This is a genomic window from Hydrogenophaga pseudoflava NBRC 102511, from assembly GCF_001592285.1.
Classification (GTDB): Bacteria; Pseudomonadota; Gammaproteobacteria; order Burkholderiales; family Burkholderiaceae_C; genus Hydrogenophaga; species Hydrogenophaga pseudoflava.
Genome location: NZ_BCWQ01000002.1, coordinates 344232 through 364304, shown reverse-complemented (window position 1 = coordinate 364304; position 20073 = coordinate 344232). Strand labels below are relative to the sequence as shown.

The 20073-nt window shown below is 68.8% G+C and carries 17 protein-coding genes; 12 read left to right on the top strand and 5 right to left on the bottom strand.

The window, feature by feature from the left end; all coding sequences use genetic code 11:
* Positions 1-36: 36 nt before the first annotated feature.
* Genes HPS01S_RS04595 through HPS01S_RS04575 form a run of 5 tightly spaced genes read right to left on the bottom strand, consistent with a single transcriptional unit; the run spans position 37 to position 6147 of the window.
* Complete coding sequence (locus HPS01S_RS04595) at positions 37-1005, bottom strand: PDR/VanB family oxidoreductase (RefSeq protein WP_066151682.1); 969 nt, start codon at positions 1003-1005, stop codon at positions 37-39.
* A 28-nt stretch (positions 1006-1033) separates the two neighbouring features.
* Positions 1034-1459 (bottom strand): MarR family winged helix-turn-helix transcriptional regulator, encoded by a 426-nt coding sequence (locus HPS01S_RS04590; RefSeq protein ID WP_066151681.1) that lies wholly within the window; start codon positions 1457-1459, stop codon positions 1034-1036.
* A gap of 19 nt (positions 1460-1478) precedes the next feature.
* Positions 1479-3299, bottom strand: coding sequence for an acyl-CoA dehydrogenase family protein (locus HPS01S_RS04585; protein ID WP_066151679.1), 1821 nt, complete (start codon positions 3297-3299; stop codon positions 1479-1481).
* A gap of 7 nt (positions 3300-3306) precedes the next feature.
* Complete coding sequence (locus HPS01S_RS04580; protein ID WP_066151677.1) at positions 3307-4974, bottom strand: 3-hydroxyacyl-CoA dehydrogenase NAD-binding domain-containing protein; 1668 nt, start codon at positions 4972-4974, stop codon at positions 3307-3309.
* Positions 4975-4977: 3 nt separating this feature from the next.
* Complete coding sequence (locus HPS01S_RS04575; protein ID WP_066151675.1) at positions 4978-6147, bottom strand: thiolase family protein; 1170 nt, start codon at positions 6145-6147, stop codon at positions 4978-4980.
* 173 nt (positions 6148-6320) lie between these two features.
* Here HPS01S_RS04575 and HPS01S_RS04570 point away from each other — a divergent pair, with 173 nt between their 5' ends.
* The 12 genes from HPS01S_RS04570 (at position 6321) to HPS01S_RS04515 (ending at position 20061) form a co-directional block, all read left to right on the top strand.
* Positions 6321-8186 carry an AMP-binding protein gene (locus HPS01S_RS04570; protein WP_066151674.1) on the top strand — a complete coding sequence of 622 codons (1866 nt, stop codon included), beginning with the start codon at positions 6321-6323 and terminating at the stop codon, positions 8184-8186.
* A gap of 56 nt (positions 8187-8242) precedes the next feature.
* The gene (locus HPS01S_RS04565) at positions 8243-9034 is read left to right on the top strand and encodes a crotonase/enoyl-CoA hydratase family protein (RefSeq protein WP_066151673.1); all 792 of its coding nucleotides are present in this window, start codon (positions 8243-8245) and stop codon (positions 9032-9034) included.
* 66 nt (positions 9035-9100) lie between these two features.
* The gene (locus tag HPS01S_RS04560) at positions 9101-10318 is read left to right on the top strand and encodes a Rieske 2Fe-2S domain-containing protein (RefSeq protein ID WP_255284148.1); all 1218 of its coding nucleotides are present in this window, start codon (positions 9101-9103) and stop codon (positions 10316-10318) included.
* Positions 10319-10359: 41 nt separating this feature from the next.
* On the top strand, positions 10360-11967 hold the full coding sequence (locus HPS01S_RS04555) for an ABC transporter substrate-binding protein (RefSeq protein ID WP_084397036.1): 1608 nt from the start codon (positions 10360-10362) through the stop codon (positions 11965-11967).
* Positions 11968-11984: 17 nt separating this feature from the next.
* Positions 11985-14054 carry an ABC transporter ATP-binding protein gene (locus tag HPS01S_RS04550; RefSeq protein ID WP_066151824.1) on the top strand — a complete coding sequence of 690 codons (2070 nt, stop codon included), beginning with the start codon at positions 11985-11987 and terminating at the stop codon, positions 14052-14054.
* 10 nt (positions 14055-14064) lie between these two features.
* Positions 14065-15018, top strand: coding sequence for an ABC transporter permease (locus HPS01S_RS04545; protein ID WP_066151671.1), 954 nt, complete (start codon positions 14065-14067; stop codon positions 15016-15018).
* Entirely contained in the window at positions 15018-15932 is a 915-nt protein-coding gene (locus HPS01S_RS04540) for an ABC transporter permease (protein ID WP_206610675.1), read from the top strand. The genes HPS01S_RS04545 and HPS01S_RS04540 overlap by 1 nt, the downstream gene beginning before the upstream one ends.
* Before the next feature lie 31 nt (positions 15933-15963).
* A complete protein-coding gene (locus tag HPS01S_RS04535) occupies positions 15964-16641 on the top strand; it encodes an RraA family protein (RefSeq protein ID WP_066151669.1) in 678 nt (225 codons plus the stop codon).
* A 10-nt stretch (positions 16642-16651) separates the two neighbouring features.
* Entirely contained in the window at positions 16652-17308 is a 657-nt protein-coding gene (locus HPS01S_RS04530; protein ID WP_066151667.1) for an RraA family protein, read from the top strand.
* Positions 17305-17982 carry a 4-carboxy-4-hydroxy-2-oxoadipate aldolase/oxaloacetate decarboxylase gene (locus HPS01S_RS04525; protein WP_066151666.1) on the top strand — a complete coding sequence of 226 codons (678 nt, stop codon included), beginning with the start codon at positions 17305-17307 and terminating at the stop codon, positions 17980-17982. The genes HPS01S_RS04530 and HPS01S_RS04525 overlap by 4 nt, the downstream gene beginning before the upstream one ends.
* A 38-nt stretch (positions 17983-18020) precedes the next feature.
* Positions 18021-19016: a DODA-type extradiol aromatic ring-opening family dioxygenase gene (locus tag HPS01S_RS04520; protein ID WP_066151665.1), complete on the top strand. Its 996-nt coding sequence runs from the start codon at positions 18021-18023 to the stop codon at positions 19014-19016.
* A gap of 46 nt (positions 19017-19062) precedes the next feature.
* On the top strand, positions 19063-20061 hold the full coding sequence (locus tag HPS01S_RS04515; RefSeq protein ID WP_066151663.1) for an amidohydrolase family protein: 999 nt from the start codon (positions 19063-19065) through the stop codon (positions 20059-20061).
* The last annotated feature ends 12 nt before the right edge of the window (positions 20062-20073 follow it).

Below are 20073 nucleotides of genomic sequence, written 5' to 3'. Positions count from 1 at the left end.
CGGTGCCCCGCACGGCACCGCGGCCGCGTGTGCAGGCTAGAGGTCCAGCACCAGCTCGGGTGTGCAGCTGCGCGAGCAGCAGATCAGCATCGCCTGGTTGCCCGCCTTCACGCTGTCGGCCAGCAGGTGGTCCCGGTGCTCGGGAACACCCTTGAGCACGGGTGTTTCGCACAGTCCGCAGGAGCCCTGCATGCAGCCGTACTGGGCGTTGATGCCCGCTTCCAGCACCACGTCCAGAATGGACCGGTCCGGTGGCACCTGCAGGCTCTGGCCCGAGCGTTCCAGCACCACCGTGAAGCCCGAGGCGGGGCCCGTGCCCGCATCGGCGCCGAAGCGTTCCAGATGCACCTGCGCCGGTGGCCGGTCGGCCGTGGCGGCCTCGTAGGCGGCCAGCATGGGTTGTGGTCCGCAGCAATACAGGTGGGCGTCGTGGCCCACGTCGGCCAGCACCGCGCGCAGGTCGACCGGCTGGTTCTGGTGCTCATCATCGAAGTGCAAGTGCAGCCGCCCCACGCGGGTGTGGCGCGCCAGCGCTTCGATCTCCTCAAGATAGGCGGCGTGTGCCCGGCTGCGGGCCGCGTACACCAGAAGCCAGGGCTTTTGCAGCGACTCCAGGCGCTGGACCATCGACCAGATCGGCGTGATGCCGATGCCGCCGGCCAGCAACGCGCTGAAGGGCGCGCTCTCGTCCAGGGGAAACAGGTTGCGTGGGGCCGAAGCGGTCAGTTCGTCGCCGACGCGCAGCTTCTCGTGCACGAAACGGGACCCCCCGCGGCTCTTGGCATCCCGTGCGATCGCCAGTTCGTAACGGCTGGGCCGCCCGGGCTGTCCGACGATGGAGTAGCTGCGTGCCAGGCCGGGCGCCAGGTGCAGGTCCAGATGGGCACCGGGCGCCGCCGCCGGCAAGGGCGCGTGGTCGATCGACTCAAGCACGAGGCTCAGGATCGCGGGCGCCTGCCGTGTCATGGAGTGCACCCGCAGGCGCAGAGCAGTGGGATCGGTCATGGTGGGTGTGGGGGTGGGACGGAGGGGACTATTGCGGGGTGCGCAGTTTTCTCAGGCGGCTGAGCAGCAACCGCAGGTGGGCGTTTTCCTCGCCGCTCAGGCAGTCGAAGAACAGGCGCTCGGCTTCGTTGACCTTGGCGTCGCTGCGGACCAGCAACTTGCGGCCGACCGTGGTGGACGTCAGGGCCAGGGAGCGCCGGCTGCCGGCGTCGACCCGCTTTTCCACCAGACCCTTGGCTTCGAGCGTGCGGATGAACTCACCCATGGATTGCGCGGTCATGCGGGCCCGTCGGGCCAGGTCGGCCGAGGAGACCGGCTCGTGGTGCACCACCAGGCTCAGCGCCATGTACTGGCCGGCGGTCAGGCCTTCGCCCTGCAGGCACTCGTCGAGCACCCGCCGGGCTTGCTGCTCGACCTGTTGGACATAGAAAAAGCCGCGGGCAGCGATGGACATGACGATCGGCGTGCGGGGTTCAGACCAGCGCGTCCGGCAAGGCCACCAGACTGTCGTTGCCGGAGGCGATCCGGTCGCACAGGCTGTCGATCAGGGGCATCTGGCGCTGCATCCACACCCGTGCCAGCACGGGCTTGGTCTGCCGCATGGCGGGGGTGGCGTGTTCGCAGGGCGCCTCGCCCTGCAGGGCGGCGACCATCTCCAGCCAGTTCCAGCCGACGTACAGGATGCCGATGGCGGTGAGCAGGTCGTAAGCACCCCCGGCGATGGCGTCGGGGCGCTCGGTGCGTTGCAGGTCCAGGCTGCGCAGGGTTTCACCGATGCGCGCATGGGCCGCCTGCACCGGGCGGACGAACTCCGCGAGGTCGGCGCGGGTTTCCAGCGCCGCGACGGAGGTCTGCAGGGTGTCGAGGAAGGCGCGCTGGGCGCGGCCGCCATGGGCGGTCAGCTTGCGTTGCACCAGGTCCATGGCCTGCACGCCGTTGGCGCCTTCGTACAGCTGGGCGATGCGCGCGTTGCGCACGAAGTGCTCGATGCCGTAGTCCTTGATGTAGCCGTGGCCACCCAGCACCTGCTGGCAGGCGACGGTGGCATCGAACCCGCGGTCGGTGTAGAAGGCCTTCATCACGGGCGTGAGCACTTCCAGCAGGTCGGCGGCGCGCTCCTTCTCGCCGGCGTCCGTGGAATGTTCGGCCAGCGACTGCCACAGGGCGGCCCGCATGGCGCCGGCGCGGGCGCCTTCGCAGAAGGCGCGCGACTCCAGCAGCAGGCGCCGCACGTCGGCGTGGGCAATGATCGGATCGGCCACGCTGCCGGGCTGGCGTGGCTTGTCGCCGGCCCGGCCGGACAGGCGCTCGCGGGCGTAGTCGGCGGCGTTCTGGCAGGCGATCTCGGCATAGCCCACGCCGGACATGGCGGTGCTGACGCGGGCGTAGTTCATCAGCAGGAACATCGGGGCCATGTTGGCCGAGGAGCCGCTGCGGCGTTCGTCCGCGATCCGCCAGGCCACGGCGTCGTCGAACTCCAGCACGCAGGTGGCGCTGCCTTCGATGCCCATCTTGTGTTCGATCGACACCGCGGTGACGCCGTTGGCCGCGCCCAGCTGGCCGCTGGCCGGGTCGATCATCCGCTTGGACACCAGGAACACGTTGACCGACGCCAGGCCCGGTTCCAGCCGCCCGTGCTCGTCCGGCACCTTGGCCAGCACGATGTGGACGATGTTGTCGGTCAGGTCGTGGTCACCGCCCGAGATGAAGATCTTGCGGCCGGTGATGCGCCAGCTGCCGTCGGGCTGGCGCACCGCCCGCGTGTTCAGCTGGCGCAGATCGGTGCCCGCCTGCGGCTCGGTCATGCACATGGTGGCGGTCCACTCGCCGGCGGACACCTTGGGCACCACGTGGGTGCGGACCCAGTCGGGTGCCAGCTTGGACAGCATGCTCGCGGTGGGTGCGCAGAAGCTGCTGTACATCGAGAACGAATGGCCCGTGGCGGCCCGCAGCTCGCTCACGGGCACGCCCATCACGGGGGGCAGCCCGGCGCCGCCCAGGGACTCGGGCAGGCTCAGCCGGTGCCAGCCCGCCTCGCGGTAGGCCTGCCACGCCTCGGAGAAGCCGGCGGGTGTGCGCACCTGGCCGTCGACCATGCGGGCGCCCTCGGCGTCGCCCGCCATGTTCAGCGGGTGCAGGACTTCCTGGTGAAAGGTGGCGGCGGCATCGAGCACCTGGCCGGTGAATTCCGGGGCCAGGTCGGCAAAGCCGGGCAGGTGGGCGTGGTCCTGGATGCGGAGCACATCGTGCAGGAGAAATTGCCAGTCGGCGGTGGGCGCTTGGTAGGTGGGCATCGGAGTTTCAGTGGGCAGGGGGTGTCAGTCGGCCGCTGGACGCGGCCAGTTCCACGAGCAGGTCGGCCGGCTTGAAGGCATCGCCATGCACGTCCTGGAGCGCGCGCAGGCGGGCCACCACCTGGGCGGCGCCCAGCTGGTCCGCGTAGTGCATCGGCCCGCCTTTCCATTGCGGCCAGCCGTAGCCGAGCTGCCAGATCAGATCGATGTCGCTGGCGCGCTCCACCATGCCTTCCTGGATCAGCTTGGCGCCTTCGTTGACCATGGGCAGGATCAGCCGGTCGTGGAGCTCGGCGGTGTCGATGCGCCGGCGTGTCAGGCCTTCGAGCGCCGAGGCTTCCTCGATGAGGGCCGTGACCTCGGGGTCGCTGATGGGGCGGCGCTTGCCGGCTTCGTAGCGGTAGAAGCCACGGCCGGCGCGCAGGCCCAGGCGCCCGCGCTCGAAGAGCTGCTGGATCAGCCAGTCGCGTTCGCCCCGGCGTTGGCGGGAGCGGTGCATCAGGGCGATGCCGCCGGCCATGTCCTGCAGTTCGAAGGTGCCCATGGGCAGGCCGAACTCCCGCAGGAAGCGGTCCACCTGTTCGGGCAGCGAGCCTTCCAGCAGCAGTCGGCCGGCCTGGCGTTCGCGCACGATCATCAGCCGGTTGCCGACAAAGCCGTCGCACACGCCCACGACGATGCCGGTCTTGCCGATGCGGGCCGCCAGGGCTTGCGCGGCCTGCAGCGTGGGGGCGTCGGTGAGCGGCGTGCGGACGATCTCGATCAGGCGCATGACCTGGGCCGGGTTGAAGAAGTGCAGACCGACCACCGCGCCGGGCCGGCGGGTGGCGCGGGCGATCTCGGTCACGTCCAGTGTCGACGTGTTGGTCGCCAGGATGGCGTCGGGCCGCGCCAGCCCGTCCAGGCGGGCGAACAGCTCGCGTTTGGCGGCCATGTCTTCCCAGATGGCCTCGACGATGAGGCCGGCGGAGGCCACGGAGGCGAGATCGGTGGACACGCGCAGGCGGGCCAGGCGCTCGTCACGGACCTGCTCGTCGATGCGCCCCTTGCCGCGTTCATGTTCCAGCGTGTCGCGGATGCGCTCCATTGCGGCGTCCAGCGCAGCATCGGTCTGGTCGACCAGTTGCACCTCCAGACCGGCCTGCAGGAAGGCCAGGCTGATGCCCACCCCCATGTGACCGGAACCGATCACCGCCACCTGCGTGAGCGCGTCGATCTGCGGGGAGGAGGGCGTGTTCAGCGCCCGCAGCGCCTGCGCCGAATAGGCGCGGGCCAGCTCGGCGTGCACCGTGGTGAAGCCGGGCACCGGCGGGCCGTCCTGGGTGGGCAGGAAGCGCAGCGTCACGGCGTCGCCGATGGCCAGGGCGTGGACATCGGCGTCCACCACCACGCTGCTCAGGCGAATGCCTTCTTCCAGTTCGATGATGGCCGGCGCGGTGGGCCGGGGGCTGCGCTCGACGATGGAGTGCGAATAGACACGACCCCGGCCCGAGAGCTCGCGCCAGTTCGTCTGGCCATGGCCGCAGAACGGGCAGTGAATCCGTGGGTAGTAGTGCACGCGGTCGCAGGCGGGGCAGTGCTTGCCCATGAGCCGGCCCTCGCGGGCGGCGTCCCAGAACGGCTCGTCGCCGGGAAAGAGAACGGGGGCGGGAAGGGTGTTTCGAGAGGTCGCCATCGCTTATTCGGCTTGAAGGATGAGGGTGCCCGCGGCGTGTGCGCTGGCCAGGTTGCCGCCGGTGCCGTGGGCCAGCACGAACTCGCGCCGCTGGACCTGGACGGCCGGGTGGGCTTCGCCGCGGCACTGCCGCACGGCTTCGAGGATCTTGGTCATGCCGCCCTTGTTGCCCGGGTGGTTGTTGCACAGGCCACCGCCATCGGTGTTGAAGGGCAGGCGCCCCTGACCGGCGATCAGGTTGCCGTCCATGACGAAGCGCCCACCCTCGCCCTTGGCGCAGAAGCCCAGGTCTTCCAGTTGCACGATGACGGTGATGGTGAAGCTGTCGTACAGCGACGCATACCCGATGTCGGCGGGTGTGATGCCGGCCTCCGCGAACGCTTTGGCACCCGAATGCACACCGGCCGACCAGGTGAGATCGATCTGGCCCGCATTGGGGTGCTTGACGGCTTCGCCGGCACCGATGACCTTGACCACCGGTCGCTTGAGCGTCCTGGCGATGTCGGGGTGCACCACCACCACGGCGCCGCCGCCGTCGGTCATGACGCAGCAGTCGAGCCGGCGCAGGGGTGAGGCGACCATCGGGGAGTCGAGCACCTCCTGGACGCTCACCACCGAGCGGTGCACGGCATGGGGGTTGTGCTGGGCATGGTGCGAGGCGGCCACGCGGACCCAGGCCAGCTGTTCCGGCGTGGTGCCGAACTCGTGCATGTGCCGCCGCGCCACCATGGCGTAGCCGTACATGGGCGGCGGCGGGACCGCGGCCTGGAACGGCAGGTTGGGCATGCTGTTGCGGTCAATGCCCGCCAGCGCCGTGCCTGCCGCGGCGGCCAGGGGCCGGTCGGCCATGGTGATGAGCGCCACTTTGCAGTGGCCGGCCGCGATCGCCTGTGCCGCGTGGCTGACGTGCAGCAGGTAGGCCGAGCCACCGGACTCGGTGGTGTCGATGTGCCGCAGGCGGTTCAGCCCGATGTACTCGGCCATGGTGAGGCCGCCCAGGCCAGGCGCGTCCGCGCCACAAAAGTAGCCATCGACGTCGTCCAGGGTCAGCCCGGCATCGGCCAGGGCGCCCAGCGCGACCTCGGCGTGCAGTTGGGCGGTCGACACGCCTTCGGCGCGACGCAACGGGTGTTCGTAGATGCCGGCGATGCAGGCCTTGCCGTGAATGCTCATGACGCTCCGGTGCCGCCCCACAGCCTGGGGGCGCGTTTGAGATGAAAAGAAGAAGTGGTCTCGAAAACTATAAGGTAACCTTGCTTTGTAAAAACTAGGGATTCCCCTATGAAACACGTTTTTGTTGTGAGGTAAGGTTACCTTATTGTTTGACGAATCGCCCCTGTTTCAACATGAATGCCCACCAGGACCCCGTGCACTGCACCCCTTTCCTTGACCTGCCATTTCTGGAGCGCGATGTGGCCACGGAAGAGCGGGCCGATGGCTCGCTGCTGATGCGCAGCCGTGTTCCGCTGGGAACGGTGGAGGCGCACCTGCCCGCGGTGCTGCGGCGCCATGCCCAGTCCCGGCCCGACCGCCACTGGCTGCTGCAGCGCCGGGAGGGGCATGCCGGCTGGCTGGGCCTGACATATGGTCAAGCCGGCGCGCAGGTGGATGCGGTCACCCAGTGGCTGCTGGACCTGGGCGTGCCCGGTCGCAACGTCATGGTGCTCAGCGGCAACTCGCTGGAGCACGCGGTGTTCGAACTGGCGGCCATGCAGGCACGCATGCCTTATGTGCCGGTGACGCCGGCGTACTCCCTGCTCAGCAACGACCACGAGAAACTGCGGGCCATGGTGGCCCTCATCCGCCCGGCCGTGGTGCTGGTGCAGGAGGCGGCGCGCTACCAGAAGGCGCTGCGCGCCGTGCTCACGCCCGATGTCCGGGTGGTGCACGTGAGCGAGCCGATGGAAGGTCTGGCATCGACGCCCTGGTCGGAACTGATCGCCACCCCTGTCGGTGCTGCGGTGCAGGCGTCCGTGGACGCGATCACGCCGGACACCGTGGCCAAGTACCTTTTCACTTCCGGCTCCACCGGCGTGCCCAAGGCGGTGCCCATCACCCAGGGCATGTTGTGCGCCACCATGGCCATGCACGCCCACACCGTCCGGCGCACGCCCGACATGCCCGAGGCCGTGCTGCTGGAGTGGCTGCCCTGGAGCCACGTGGCGGGCGGCACGGCCATCTTCAACAGCGTGCTGGAAGAGGGCGGCACCCTGTATCTGGACGACGGCCGTCCGGTGCCGGGCGACTTCGAGCGCACGCTGCGCAACCTGCGCGAAATCTCGCCGACCCGCTTCAGCAGCGTGCCGGCCGGCTACACCATGCTGGTGGATGCCCTGGAGCGCGATGCCGACATGGCGCGCAGCTTCTTCCGCCAGCTGCGCCGCCTCACATCGTCGGGGGCCAAGCTGCCCGATGCCATCTATTCGCGGGTGCAGGCCCTGGCCGTGCAGCACCTGGGCCGCCGCATCCCGTTCGTGGCCGGCTACGGATCGACCGAAACCTGCGCCGCCACCACCGTGGTGCACTGGCCGGGCGAGAGGGCCGGCCTGGTGGGACTGCCGCAGCCCGGCGTGACCATCAAGCTGGTGCCGCTGGAGGACGACCGCTTCGAGGTGCGCGTCAAGGGCCCTTCGGTGATGCCGGGTTACCTCGACCAGCCCGAACTGACAAGTTCGGTGTTCGACGACGAGGGCTACTACTGCATGGGCGACGCGGTGACTTTTGTGGATCGCGCCCAGCCCGACGAGGGTCTGGCCTTCGCGGGCCGGGTGGCCGAAGAGTTCAAGCTGCAGTCGGGCATCTTCGTGCGCGTGGGTTCGCTGCGGGTCGAGGCCATCAACGCGGCCGCCCCGCTGCTCAACGACGTGGTGGTGGCGGGTGCGGACCGGGAATACGTCGCCTTGCTGGCGTGGCCGAACCCGGTCGCTCTCCGCGAGCGGTTCGGCATCGCCGACGCGCAGGCCGCCATCGGACACGAAGCGCTGCGCGGCGCACTGCGGGACGCCCTGCGGGCCCACAACGCCCGCCACACGGGCAGCAGCATGAAGGTGGCCCGTGTGCTGCTGCTGGCGCAGCCGCCCTCCATGGACGCCGGCGAAATCACCGACAAGGGCTATGTCAACCAGCGCGCCGTGCTGGCGCGCCGGGCCGATGCGGTCGAGCGCCTCTACGACGCCACGCCAGCGGACGACGTGATCGTCATCGCCGGCTGACACCTGGCCGCAAACCCACCCACCCAGACACACCCACTCCGAAGAAAGAAGGATCTATGGAAGACAGCCTGCTGCAGATCGAGCGCGAAGACGACGTCGCGCTGGTCAAGCTCAACCGACCGACCAAGCGCAACGCCATCAACGACGACCTCATGGACGCGCTGGAAGCGTGCTTCCTGCGGGGTCTGGAGGGTGCGCGCGCGGTGATCCTGCACGGAGAGGGCGAGCACTTCTGCGCCGGCCTGGACCTGTTCGAGCTCATGAGCAAGCGCAGCCCCGACGTGCTGGTGGGCATGCGCCGCTCGCGGCAGTGGCACCGCGTGTTCGACCTGATGCAGTTCGGCGAGCTGCCGGTGGTCAGCGTGCTCAAGGGGGGCGTGATCGGTGGCGGTTTCGAACTGGCTGCGGCCACCCATGTGCGGGTGTGTGAGGGTTCGGCCTTCTTCCAGCTGCCTGAAGGGCAGCGCGGCATTTTTCTGGGTGGTGGCGGCTCGGTGCGCATCCCCCGGTTGCTGGGCAGCAGCCGCGTCATCGAGATGATGCTCACCGGCCATTCGTTCGATGCGCAGGAGGCGCTGCGCCTCGGGGTGGCGCACCACCTCGTGGCGCCCGGTGCGGGGCTGGACAAGGCCCGTGAACTGGCGCAGTCCATCGTCAAGAACGCCCCGGCCACCAACTACGCCATCATCAATGGCATCGGCCGCATCGCCGAAATGCCCATGGGCGAAGGCCTGTTCGCCGAGACCATGGTCACCGCCATGACCCGCTCTGCCGGCGTCGATTCCGCACGCCGGATTTCCGAGTTCTTCGAAGGCCGCCGACAGCGCCCCGACGAGCGCGCCGCCTGAGGCCAATTCCACCCACCCCCGACCGTCATTGATGCGCAGGCCGAGCCCGCGCGAAAGGAGACCCACGTGCTTTCAAAGGAAGAAAACGAGTTGTTGACACGCGTGTGCGGCGACGCGCCCATGGGCCGGATGATCCGCCAGCACTGGTGGGTGCCCGCCGCCCTGTCGGACAAGCTGGAGGCGGACGGCAAACCCCTGCGCGTCAAGCTGTTCGGCCACCAGTACGTGGCCTTCCGTTCCACCGACGGGCGCGTGGGTTTCTTCGACGAAGCCTGCCCGCACCGCGGCGCTTCGCTGGCCATCGGCCGCAACGAGGACAACAGCCTGCGCTGCATTTACCACGGCTGGAAGTTCCGGGTCGACGGCGTGACCGTGGCCGTGCCGACCCAGCCCAACAACGAGGTGGAGTACTGCAAGCACGTGCCGCTCAAGCACTACCCGGTGCGCGAGGAGGGCGGCATTGTCTGGGTCTGGCTGGGCCAGGGCGACGAGGTGCCCGAATTCCCGGCGCTGCCCTTTGTCGGGCTGCCGCGCGAGAACTTCGTGGTCTTCCGCCAGAAGGTCAACGCCAACTGGCTGCAGGCGGTGGAGACCACCATGGACTCGGCCCACCTGGGCGTGCTGCACCAGAGCTGGCTGGTGGGCTTCGGCGACATCGAGCTGTCGTCGGCCAACATGGCGCCGGTCTACCACCTGGTGCAGAAGCCCTATGGCTTCCGTTACGCCGCGGTGCGCGCGCTCAAGGACGAGCGTTCCTATGTGCGCACCAACAGCTTCGTCATGCCCTGGTTCGGCATCGTTTCGCCCAACAGCACCGACGTCAAGGGCGGCAGCATCTTCTTCTCGGTGCCCATCGACGACGAGAACATCTACTACTGGCAGATGACCTACCGGGACAGCGAGAAGCTGATCCCGAACAAGACCCACCACTACGAGGACGCGGACTCGTGGCCGCCCCTGCCACCGGGCAGCCCCGATGACAACTGGGGCCAGGACCGCGAGGCCATGAAGAACGGCCACTTCACCGGCTTCACCCAGATGCTGGGGACCGAGGACTTCGCCGTGATCATGAGCATGGGTCCCATCGTCGACCGCACCCAGGAGTACCTGGGCGCCGGTGACGGTGCGGTGCTGGCGGTGCGCCGCTGCCTGACCAATGCCGTGCGCCAGTTCATGAAGGGCGAGACCCCGCAGTTCGCCGTTCATTCGTCCATCGACTACGAGCAGACCGCACCGAAGTCGATGGTGGTCGAGAAGGAGCAGGACTGGCGCTCGATGCTCTGACGCCTGTCCCCCACGAACCCCCCAAGACAACAGGAGACAAGATGAAACCCACCGTGTTCCGCCCCCAAGTGTTCGCGCTGCTCGCCTGTTCGCTCGGCGCCAGTGTCCATGCACAGGCCCCCGCTGCCAGCCCCGTCAAGGGTGGCACCCTGGTCATGCCCGTGCACGTCGGCGAGCCCTCGACTTACGACTGCCACGGCACCAACTCGCCGGCGGTGATGTGGCGCGTGGCGCCGCATTACTCCACGCTGCTGAAGATCAACGCCGACAACTTCCCCCAGGTCACCGGCGACCTGGCCAGGAGCTGGACGGTGTCGCCGGACAACCTGAGCTACCGCTTCACCCTGCATCCCAACGTGAAGTTCCATGACGGCAGCGCGCTGACCAGCGCCGACGTCAAGGCCAGCTTCGACCGTCTGCGCAACCCGCCGCCGGGCGTGGTGTCGCTGCGCCAGGGCATGCTGGCCGACATCACCAACATCGAGACGCCCGACGACAACACCGTCGTGTTCACGTTCAAGCGCAAGAACGCGGCGGCGCTGCAGTTGCTGGCCATGCCGTATGCCTGCGTGTACTCGGCCAAGCTGATGGCCAGCGATCCGAGCTACCCCACCAAGCGGGTCATGGGCACGGGTCCGTTCCGCTTCGTCCGCCACACGCCGGGTTCGGAATGGATCGGTGAGCGCTTCAACGACTACTTCCTGGCGGGCAAGCCCCATCTGGATGGCATCCGCCTGCTCAACGTCTCGCCGGTCGCCGCCACCAACGCCTTGCTGGCCGGTCAGGTGCACTTCACCATGCAGGGCCTGACGCCGCCCGAGGTGGCCCGGGTGACCGGCGCCCGTGGCGACAAGGTGGTGGTCCGCGGGGGTGGCGCTGCCACGACCTTCCTGCCCTGGTTCGCCATCAACAACCAGCGCGACGGTCTGAAGGACCCCCGCGTGCGCCGCGCCCTCAACCTGGCGCTGGACCGCTGGGGCGCCTCCAAGGCCATGGAGCAGATCACGCCCATGTTCCGCGTCGGTGGCCTGCTGCGTCCCGGTTCCACCTTTGCCCGTGACGATGCCGAGCTGGCCAGGCTGCCCGGCTTCGGTCGTGACATCGAAGCCGCGCGCAAGGAAGCCAAGCGCCTGCTGGCCGCGGCCGGTCAGAGCAACCTCAAGCTCACCGTGGTGAACAACCGCGCGTTCACCTACTTCGGTGTCTATGTGGCCGATCAGCTGTCCAGGATCGGCGTGACGGTGGACCACCAGGCGCTGGACACCCCCCAGGTCGCGGCGCGCCGCATCTCGGGTGACTACGACCTGATCTTCGACAGCCCGGCCGAGTACTCGGACGACCCCTCCGTCCAGCTGGCCTACTTCGAACCCTTCAGCACCAACCGCGCCAACCTGGCCCGCTTCGGCGACCCGAAGGTGGTGGAGCTCTACCAGGCCCAGTTGCAGGACTTCAACCCGCAGAGCCGCAAGCAGCGGGTGCGCGACCTGGAGGCCTACCTGATGGAGCAGAGCTACGTGATGCCGCTGTTCTGGCAGAGCCGCAAGCGCGTGATGGACGCCCAGCTGCGTGGCCTGGAGGGTGACTACGGCTCCAACTACGTCAAGATCGACCTCGCAGACGTGTGGTTCGAAGGCGGCGCGAAGAAGTGAACACCCCGGTGCCTGCCATGCTGAACGAACTTGCCGAAGACCGCTCCGCGGTCAGCGCGGGCGAGCCGCCCGCCGCATCGGACACGCCTGTGCTGTCGGTGCGCAACATGAACGTGCGCTTCACGACGGAGGGGGGCGATGTCCAGGCCGTGCGCGGACTGAGCTACGACGTCTATCCGGGCGAGATCCTGGCCATCGTCGGTGAGTCGGGTTCCGGCAAGTCGGTCAGCTCGCTGGCCATCATGCGGCTGCTCGCCGACAACGCGAAGGTGACGGCCGACCGCATGGCCTTCGACGGTGTCGACCTGCTGGGTCTGAGCCGCGCCGACATGCGGGCCCTGCGGGGCAAGGGCATCGGGATGATCTTCCAGGACCCGATGATGGCGCTCAACCCGGTGATGACTGTGGGCGAGCAGCTCACCGAGCCGCTGCGCATCCACCTGGGCCTGACGCCGGCCGCCGCGCGCGAGCGGGCCCTGGAGCTGCTGGGCCTGGTGGGCATTCCCGATGCCTCCACCCGCATCGACCAGTACCCGCACCAGTTCTCGGGCGGCATGCGCCAGCGCGTGATGATAGCCATCGGCCTGTCGTGCCATCCCAAGGTGCTGATCGCCGACGAGCCGACCACGGCGCTGGACGTCACCATCCAGGCACAGATCCTCGACCTGATGCAGGACCTGTGCCACCGCCTGCAGATCGCGCTGGTGATCATCACCCACAACCTGGGCGTGGTGGCGCGCTACGCCGACCGGGTGCTGGTGATGTACGGCGGCCGCGTGATGGAGCAGGGCGCCTGCCGCCCGCTGTTCCAGAGCCCGCGCCACCTCTACACCGCCGGCCTGCTGGCATCGGTGCCCACCCTGGAGGGCCCGCTGGGCCGCCGCCTGGCGGGCATCGAGGGCACGCCGCCCAGCCCCACCGATCTGCCCCCGGGCTGCCCGTTCGCGCCGCGCTGCATGCACGCACAGCCCGCCTGCGCGCAGGCCTCGGCCGCCCGGCTGACCGACGTGGGCACCATGTCCGCCTGCGTGCGCGCCGAAGACATGGCCGCCGGCCGCATCCGCTGGACCACGGGTCTGGCCGAATTGCCCGCGGTGGCACCGGCCGTGCGCGACGGCGACGTGCTGGTCGAGGTGTCCGGCCTGCAGAAGACCTTCGCCCTCAAGAAGGGTCTGTTCGGTGCGCAGCGCCAGGTCCAGGCGCTGCGCGACGTGAGCCTGTCCATCCGGCCCGGCGAGACCATCGGCGTGGTGGGCGAGTCGGGGTGTGGCAAGTCGACCCTGGGCCGGCTGCTGCTGCGCCTGGACGAGCCCTCGGGCGGGCAGGTGCGTTTCCGCGGTGAAGACATCACCCACCGCGGCGACCGCGCCCTGCGCGCGTTCCGCCGGCACACCCAGGTGGTGTTCCAGGACCCGTATTCCTCGCTCAACCCGCGCCAGCGCATCGGCAGCATCCTGACCGAGCCCATGCTGGTGCACGGCATCGTGGCCAGCCGCGCAGAGGCCCGGGCCGAGGCCGTTCGGCTGTTGCAGGAAGTCGGTCTGCGGGCGGAGCACGCCGAGCGTTTTCCGCACCAGCTCTCGGGTGGTCAGCGCCAGCGCGTGGCGATCGCCCGTGCCCTGGCCATGCGGCCCGAGTTCATCGTCTGCGACGAGGCCGTCTCGGCCCTGGACGTGTCGGTGCAGGCCCAGGTCGTCAACCTGCTGGCCGACCTGCAGGAGCGCATGAACCTGGCCTACCTGTTCATCGGCCACGACCTGGCCGTGGTGCGCCAGATCGCCACCAAGGTGGTGGTGATGTACCTCGGCCGCATCGTCGAGGTGGCCGACCGCGACAGCTTCTACGCGCAACCGCTGCACCCCTACGCCCAGGTGCTCATGGCCGCTGTGCCGAGTACCGAGCAGATCGGCATGGGCAGCGTCCAGGCGCAGGCGATCCGGGGCGAGCCGCCGAGCCCCCTGTCGCCGCCGTCGGGCTGTGCGTTCAGAACGCGCTGCTCGATGGCCACCGACGAGTGCGCCCGCACCGTTCCCGAATTGCGGTCCGTGGCCCCCGGCCGGCTGGTCGCCTGTCTGAAGCTGGCGTGAGGTACCCGACATGTTGAAGTTCCTGTTTCGTCGCGCCCTGCAACTGGTGTTCACGCTTTGGGCGGTCGCCACGCTGATCTTTTTCCTGCTGCGCGTGCTGCCGGGGGACCCGGTCGAGTTCAAGTACACGAGCGAAGGCGGTGTCATCACCGCCGAACAGCTGCAGGCGCAGAAGGCGCGCTTCGGTTTCGACCAGCCGCTGGCCACGCAGTACGTGCGCTGGATCACCGGGCTCACCCGCATGGACCTGGGCGTCTCCATCTGGAGCGAGAACCCCGTGACCGACGAGATTGGCAGCCGCTTCTCCGTGACGATCAAGCTGGCCATCTCCGCGCTGGTGATCGGCCTGGTGCTGGCCATTCCCCTGGGGGTGGTCGGGGCACTGAGCCGCGGCACCTGGCTGGACCAGTGCGTGCGGGTGTGCACGGTCACCGGACAGTCGGTGCCCAGCTTCTGGCTGGCCATGCTGGTGCTGCTGGCGCTGCTGGCCACGGTGGGCTGGATCCCGCCCATCGAGACCGTGCCCTTCGGCGAGCGGCCCTGGGAGCACCTGGCCCAGATCCTGGTGCCGGCCGTGGTGGTGGGCTGGCGCCTGTCCTCGGTCAACGCGCGCCTGCTGCGCTCCTCGCTGATCGAAGTGCTGTCCCAGGACTATGTGCGCACCGCCCACGCCAAGGGCGTGAGCCCGGCCCGCGTGGTGCTGCGCCACGCGCTGGCCAACGCCATGCTGCCCACGATCACCGTCATCGGCATCGAGTTCGCCGGGCTGCTGGGTGGCCTGGTGGTCACCGAGCAGGTGTTCAACATCAACGGCATCGGCCGGCTGCTGATGCAGGCCATCAGCTTCAGCGACCTGGCGCTCATCCAGGGCCTGGTGATGCTGTTCGCGCTGATCTACGTCTGCGTGGGCTTCCTGGTGGACCTGCTGCAGGCCGCCCTCGACCCCCGCATCCGCATCCACTGATGTCGAACGTCTCCGTCCTTCCGTCCACCGAACTGGTCCACACACCCATGTCTGGCTCACCCACTTTCAAGGCCTTCGCACGTTTTGCCAGGACCCAGCCCCTGGGCGTCATCGCCCTGGTGCTCATCGCGGTGATGCTGGTTGCGGGCTCCTTTGCCCCGCAGCTGGCGCCGTTCAGCCCGCTCGATGCGCGCTTTGACGCGGTGCTGCAACCGCCCAGCGCCGAGCACTGGTTCGGCACCGACAACTACGGTCGCGATGTGTTCTCGCGCATCCTGCACGGCACCCGTCCGGCCCTGCTGCTGGGCATCTCCACCGCCCTGATCGGGTCGCTGATCGGCGCCGCCGTCGGCACGGCTTCGGCCTACTTCGGTGGCCGCATCGACGCGCTGCTGCAGCGGGCCAACGACGTGCTGCTGTCGATTCCCCTGATCGTGGCCGCGCTGGTGGTGGTGGCCGTGCTGGGCAAGAACATGGTGGCCGGCGTGGACCTCAACCTGATGCTGGCGATCATCCTGCCCTACATCCCGGTGATGGCCCGCGTGATGCGCACCGCCGCCATGGGGGTGCGGGTCTCGCCCTACATCGACGCCGCCCGCGCGCTGGGCTTCTCGCACCTGCGCATCATCGTGCGCCACATGCTGCCCAACCTGGTCTCGCCCTGGCTGGTGATGGTCAGCGCTTTCACCGCCCAGACCATCCTGCTGGAGGCCTCGCTGTCCTTCCTGGGCGTCGGCGTGAGCGAACCCACGCCCGCCTGGGGACTGATGCTCTCGGGTGTGAGCGTGGAGACCCTGACCTCCGCGCCCTGGGTGATCCTGTTCCCCGGCCTGGCCATCAGCCTCACCGTCTTCTCGTTCAGCCTGCTGGGCGACGCCCTGCGCGACGCGCTCGATCCGCGCACCCGCCACTGAACCCCCGCTTCGCTTCAAGGAGTCTTCAACGATGAACCAAGAACTTGTGCCGCGCCTGCGCCACTTGGACGCCTGCGCGGTGTCCGACGCGCTGGACCGGCTGGGCATCGACCAGCAGGTCGCCACCGGACTGGCCCAGCAGTCCACCACCCACAAGCTGGTCGGCCGCGTGGTCACCTACCGCCTCGTGCCCGCGGGCCAGGCGCCCAAATCCGACGGTCCGGTGCGCCACCTGGGCACCACCGCCATCGAGCTCGCCGCCGCGGGCGAGGTGATCGTGGTCGAGCAGCGCACCGGCATCGACGCGGGCAGCTGGGGCGGCATCCTGTCGCTGGGCGCCAAGGTCAAGGGCATCGCCGGCGTGGTGGCCGACGGCCCGGTGCGCGACATCGACGAAGCGCGCGCCTACGAGTTGCCCATCTACTGCCGCAGCCTGACCGCGCGCACCGCGCGCGGACGCGTCGAAGAAGCCGAGGTCAACGGCCCGGTGTGCATCGGTGGCGTCACCGTGCACCCCGGTGATCTGGTGATCGCCGACGGCAGCGGTGTGGTGTTCATCCCGGCGGCCTGCGCGGCCGAGGTGATCGCCGCTGCCGAGCGCATCGCCGGCCGCGAGGCGGGCATGGCCAAGGACCTGCTGGCAGGGCGCCCGGTCACCGAGGTGATGGGCCGGGACTACGAATTCATGTTGCGGCCCGAGGCCGCCTAAGGGGAATGCCATGACTGACAAGAATGTGGCGCGCGCTGCGCGCCTGGACACCGCCACCCTCAGCGACGCGCTGGACAAATGCGGCATCAACGGACAGTGCCACCGCATCAAGCCGCGTTCGACCGAATTCCGCATGGCCGGCCGCGCCTGGACGCTGCTGTACGGCCCCGCCGGCAAGCCCTCGGGCACCGTGGGTGACTACATCGATGACGTGCCCGAAGGCTCGGTCATCGTGCTGGACAACGGCGGCGTGGACAACGCCACCGTCTGGGGCGACATCCTGACCGAGGTGGCGCACAACCGCCGCATCGCCGGCACGGTGATCGACGGCGTCAACCGCGACGTGTCGCTGTGCCTGGAGCTGGGGTACCCGGTCTTCAGCCGCGACAACTACATGCGCACCGGCAAGGACCGCGTGCAGGTCGAGGCGACCCAGGTGCCGGTGAACATCGGCGGTGCCCGCGTGGCCCCCGGCGACATCGTGCGCGGCGACGCCGACGGCGTGGTCGTGATCCCGAAGGAGCACGAAGACCACGTGCTGGACACGGCCGAGGCGATCCACAACGCCGAGGAAGCCATCCGCCAGGCGGTGCGCGCCGGCACCCCGCTGCGCGAGGCGCGCAAGGCCATGGGCTACCACCAGCTGCAGACGCGGGAGGGCGCATGAGCGAGTCCTCGGCGAACGATCCGGCCCTGCAGTTCCCGACCATCCGCCACGTGATCGACCGGGTCGACCCGGGCCTGATCGCGCGCGCCCGGGCCCTGCCCAGCGCCACCGTGCACGAGGCCGGTGGTCGCGTGGGGGCCCTGCCGCCCGCCATCAAGCCGATGCACCCGTCCATGAAGCTGTGCGGCCCGGCCGTGACGGTCCATTCGCCCGGCGGTGACAACCTCTGGATCCACCGCGCCCTGTACGTGGCCAAGCCCGGTGATGTGCTGGTGGTCTACGCCAACGAGGTGCACGACTACGGCTACTGGGGCGAAATCATGTCCACCGCCGCACAGGTGCGCGGACTGGGCGGCCTCGTGATCGCCGGCGGCGTGCGCGACATCGACCTGCTCGAGCGCATCGGCTTCCCGGTCTTTGCGACCGGGCTGTGCATCCGCGGCACCGGCAAGGACCACCTGGCGCGCGGCTGGGTCAACCACCCGGTGCTGCTGGGCGACATCACCGTGCACGCCGGCGACCTGGTGCTGGGCGACCGCGATGGCGTGGTCGTCATCGGGCGCGAGCGCGCGGCCGGGGTGGTGCAGGCGGCCGAGCAGCGCGAGGCCAAGGAGGCCGATGTGCTCAAGCGCATCGCCGCGGGCGAACGCACGCTCGAGCTCTACAACTTCTGAGCCCTGGCTCGACCCCCCAACGCCAAGGAGACTGACACATGGCACGCATCACGCTGGGCATCGGCACCTCGCACAGCCCGATCCTCGTCCTTGACGGCGACCGCTGGGAGCAACGTGCGCAGGACGACCGGCGCCAGACCGCCCTCTACACCCTGGACGGCCGCAAGTGCTCGTACGACCAGTTGCTGGCCGAGCGCGGTGAACCGTTCCGCGAGCAGAGCGACGCCGCGCGCTTCCCCGACCTGGCCCGCCAGGCCGAGTCCGCGCTGGACGTGCTGGAGGCGCGCCTCTTCGATGCCCAGCCGGACGTGGTGCTGGTGATCGGCGACGACCAGGACGAACTGTTCGGCTTCGACAACATGCCCGCCATCTCCGTCTACCGCGGCCCCGAGGTGGTGATGAAGGAAATGCCGCTGCCGCACCCGCGCCTGAGCTGGGCCGACAAGGCGTTCTGGGCCGGGTACGGCATGGACATGCCGCGGCGCTTCCCCGGTGCGCCGCAGCTGGCGGACGACCTGATCCGCGGCCTGATCCGTCTGGGCGTGGATGTGGCCACCGCCAACGCCGTGCCCAACCCCGGGCAGCGCGCCTTCGGCCATGCCTACGGTTTCATCTACCAGCGTCTGATGAAGCGCCTGCGCGTGCCCATGCTGCCGGTGCTCATCAACACCTACTTCCCGCCCAACAACCCCACGGCGGCGCGCTGCTTCGAGTTCGGCTCGCACATCGCGCACGCGCTGGCGGCCTCGCCCATCGACGCCAAGGTGGCGGTGATCGCCTCGGGTGGCCTGAGCCACTTCCTGTGCGAAGAGGCCTTCGACCGCAAGCTGCTCCAGGCGATCCGCACGCACGACGTGCAGACGCTGACCCAGGTGACCCAGGAATCCCTGTGCTCGGGCTCGTCCGAGATCCGCAACTGGATCGCCATGGCCGGCGCCACCAGCCACCTGCAGTGCCGGTACGAGGAATACATCCCGGTCTACCGCACCGCCGTCGGCACCGGCATCGGCCTGGCGTTCACCGCCTGGGACTGATGCCGCCCCTCCGCTTTTTTTTCAACCCTCACTCCGACTGAACACCATGATCATTGATTGCCACGGTCACGTCAGCCCGCCGCCCACGCTCTGGGTCTACAAAGCCAACCTGCTGTCGCACCGGGGTGCGCACGGCCGGCGCATGCCCGAGATCACCGACGAAGAGATCCTGGCCAGCGCCAACAAAAAGGAAATGGCGCCCAAGGGCCACCTCGACATGATGGACGCGTTCGGCATCGACCTGCAGATGCTCTCGCCTCGGCCCTTCCAGATGATGCACAGCGCCAAGCCGGCCAAGCTGGTGCACTGGTTCATCGAAGAGACCAACAACATCATCGCGCGCACGGCGCAGCTCATCCCCAACCGCTTCGTGCCGGTGGCGGGGCTCCCGCAGGCGGCCGGCGAGCCGGTGGAGAACGTGCTGCCGGAACTGGAGCGCTGCGTGAAGATGGGCTTCCGGGGCGCGCTGGTCAACCCCGATCCTTACGAGAACAGCGGCGTCGAGCCGCCGTCGATGGGCGATCGCTACTGGTACCCCCTGTACGAAAAGCTGTGCGAGCTGGACGTGCCCATGCACATCCACTCCACCGGCTCCCACTCGGAGCGTTCGCCCTACACGCTGAACTTCATCAACGAAGAAACCGTGGCGGTCTACAACCTGGTGCAGTCGGACGTGTTCAAGGACTTCCCGACGCTCAAGGTGGTCTGCTCGCACGGCGGCGGCGCCATCCCCTACCAGATCGGCCGCTTCCAGTCGAGCGCCGGCCGCCGCGGCACCAACTTCCTGGACGGCATGCGCAACATCTACTACGACACCGTGCTGTACAGCGAAGAGGCGCTGCGCCTGCTCATCAAAACGGTGGGCGCCGACCGCTGCCTGTTCGGTTCCGAGTGCCCCGGGGTGGGTTCCACCATCGATCCGGCGACGGGCCGCCAGCGCGACGACATCCGTCCGGTGATCGAGAGCTTCGAATGGCTCAGCGCCGACGACAAGCAAAAGATCTTCTCCGAGAACGCGCGCTTCGTCTTCGGGCTGAAGTCCTGAGCGCCGCATTTT

Coding starts and splice junctions, on each gene's coding strand:
- HPS01S_RS04595 (WP_066151682.1), bottom strand. CDS start 1,005: ATGACCGATCCCACTGCTCTGCGCCTGCGGGTGCACTCCATGACACGG.
- HPS01S_RS04590 (WP_066151681.1), bottom strand. CDS start 1,459: ATGTCCATCGCTGCCCGCGGCTTTTTCTATGTCCAACAGGTCGAGCAG.
- HPS01S_RS04585 (WP_066151679.1), bottom strand. CDS start 3,299: ATGCCCACCTACCAAGCGCCCACCGCCGACTGGCAATTTCTCCTGCAC.
- HPS01S_RS04580 (WP_066151677.1), bottom strand. CDS start 4,974: ATGGCGACCTCTCGAAACACCCTTCCCGCCCCCGTTCTCTTTCCCGGC.
- HPS01S_RS04575 (WP_066151675.1), bottom strand. CDS start 6,147: ATGAGCATTCACGGCAAGGCCTGCATCGCCGGCATCTACGAACACCCG.
- HPS01S_RS04570 (WP_066151674.1), top strand. CDS start 6,321: ATGAATGCCCACCAGGACCCCGTGCACTGCACCCCTTTCCTTGACCTG.
- HPS01S_RS04565 (WP_066151673.1), top strand. CDS start 8,243: ATGGAAGACAGCCTGCTGCAGATCGAGCGCGAAGACGACGTCGCGCTG.
- HPS01S_RS04555 (WP_084397036.1), top strand. CDS start 10,360: ATGAAACCCACCGTGTTCCGCCCCCAAGTGTTCGCGCTGCTCGCCTGT.
- HPS01S_RS04550 (WP_066151824.1), top strand. CDS start 11,985: ATGCTGAACGAACTTGCCGAAGACCGCTCCGCGGTCAGCGCGGGCGAG.
- HPS01S_RS04545 (WP_066151671.1), top strand. CDS start 14,065: ATGTTGAAGTTCCTGTTTCGTCGCGCCCTGCAACTGGTGTTCACGCTT.
- HPS01S_RS04540 (WP_206610675.1), top strand. CDS start 15,018: ATGTCGAACGTCTCCGTCCTTCCGTCCACCGAACTGGTCCACACACCC.
- HPS01S_RS04535 (WP_066151669.1), top strand. CDS start 15,964: ATGAACCAAGAACTTGTGCCGCGCCTGCGCCACTTGGACGCCTGCGCG.
- HPS01S_RS04530 (WP_066151667.1), top strand. CDS start 16,652: ATGACTGACAAGAATGTGGCGCGCGCTGCGCGCCTGGACACCGCCACC.
- HPS01S_RS04525 (WP_066151666.1), top strand. CDS start 17,305: ATGAGCGAGTCCTCGGCGAACGATCCGGCCCTGCAGTTCCCGACCATC.
- HPS01S_RS04520 (WP_066151665.1), top strand. CDS start 18,021: ATGGCACGCATCACGCTGGGCATCGGCACCTCGCACAGCCCGATCCTC.
- HPS01S_RS04515 (WP_066151663.1), top strand. CDS start 19,063: ATGATCATTGATTGCCACGGTCACGTCAGCCCGCCGCCCACGCTCTGG.